The organism is Paenibacillus sp. YSY-4.3 (assembly GCF_054767475.1).
The window spans coordinates 1-1,588 of the sequence record NZ_BAABMC010000021.1 but is presented as its reverse complement, the minus strand read 5'-3'; the positions used below and the strand labels follow the sequence as shown (position 1 = coordinate 1,588).

General features: G+C 45.3%; 1 protein-coding gene. It reads left to right on the top strand.

The window, feature by feature from the left end:
* Positions 1-1,588: condensation domain-containing protein (locus tag ACYUJT_RS25345; RefSeq protein ID WP_460327700.1), on the top strand; the 1,588-nt coding region annotated here is incomplete at both ends.

The window sequence follows — 1,588 nt, the reverse complement described above, 5'->3', positions numbered from 1 at the left end:
CTCCTTGAAGGCAATTATGCTGCTGGCCAAGCTGCAGAAGAAATTCGAGGTGGATCTTCCGCTGCAGGTGCTGTTCGACCATCCGACGATTGAGGAGCTTGCACAGTATATCGGCCAGTCCGTGAAGGTGGAATGGGCTGCGATTCAAAAAGTGGAAGCCCGCGATTATTATCCGGTCACCTCCATTCAGAGAAGGATGTATGCGCTTAGTCAACTAGAGGGAGCGAAGACGATCTACAATATGCCCGGGGCTGTAAAAATTATGGGCAGCTTGGATACATTCCATTTGGAAAAAGTGCTTCAGCAGTTGATTGAACGGCATGAGAGCTTGAGGACAACATTTACATGGATCGATGGCAATCTTGTTCAGCAAGTTCATGAGAAGGTAGACTTCGCTATGGCGTTTGAGGAATGCAGCGAGGAGCAGGTCGCAGCCGTCATGGATCAGTTCGTTGTACCTTTCGAGTTGACGAAAGCTCCGCTGTTGAGAGTGAAACTAATTAAATTATCAGACCAGCTCCATCTTATGTTATTTGATATGCACCATATGATTGCTGATGGTGTATCGTTAAGCGTGTTTGTGGAAGAGTTCATGGCCTTGTTTGAAGGAAGGGAGCTGGAGCCGCTTCGTATTCATTACAAGGATGTAGCCGTGTGGCAAGAAGCTTATCAACAGACAGAGGCATACAGAAACCATGAGAACTTTTGGTTGGATTGCTTTAAAGACGGTGCACCAGTATTAAACTTGCCTGCGGATTATGTCAGGCCAGCCAATCAAAGCTTTATGGGAGACAGGGTGGATTTTAAACTGGACGGATTGACCTTCAAGAAAATGCATCGATTAAGTCGTGAAACAGGGGCGACCATGTACATGATTTTGCTGTCAGCATTTTATGTGCTTCTAGCCAAATATACGGGACAAGAGGATGTTGTCATAGGCTCAACGATTGCAGGCAGAAATCATGCTGACCTGAGCAAAATCATCGGCGTATTTATTAATGCATTGGCTTTGAGGAATGAGCCGAAGGGCAGCAAAACGTTCCATTCTTTTCTGGTTGAAGTTAAAGAGAATACATTGCGGGCATATGAGCACCAGGCCTATCCGTTTGAGGAATTGGTTGAAAAACTTGATTTCCCAAGGGATGTTAGCAGAAATCCATTATTTGATACGATGCTGGTTCTGCATAACCATTATGACCTGGAGGATCATGAGCTGGGGGTATCTGGAGCGGTTAGCTTTGAGGCTTATGACGATGTGAAACATCGTATTTCAAAATTTGATCTTACTGTAGTAGTTACTCAATTGGAAGAGGAATTTATGGTTTCGCTAGAGTATTGCACAGAGTTGTTTAAACGGACGACTATCGAACGAATAGCATCCCATTTCCAGCATATTATTGAGCTGGCTGTGACCAAACCAGGGATTAAAATCTCCGATATGGAATTGCTGCTGGATGAAGAAAAAGCACATGTTTTGGGCGTTTTTAATGCTACTCAAGAAGGTTATCCGCGGGAGGCAGTGCTGCATAAGCTGGTGGAAGCATCAGCGTCGGCCAATCCGGCGGCAGAGGCGGTAAGATGCGAAGAT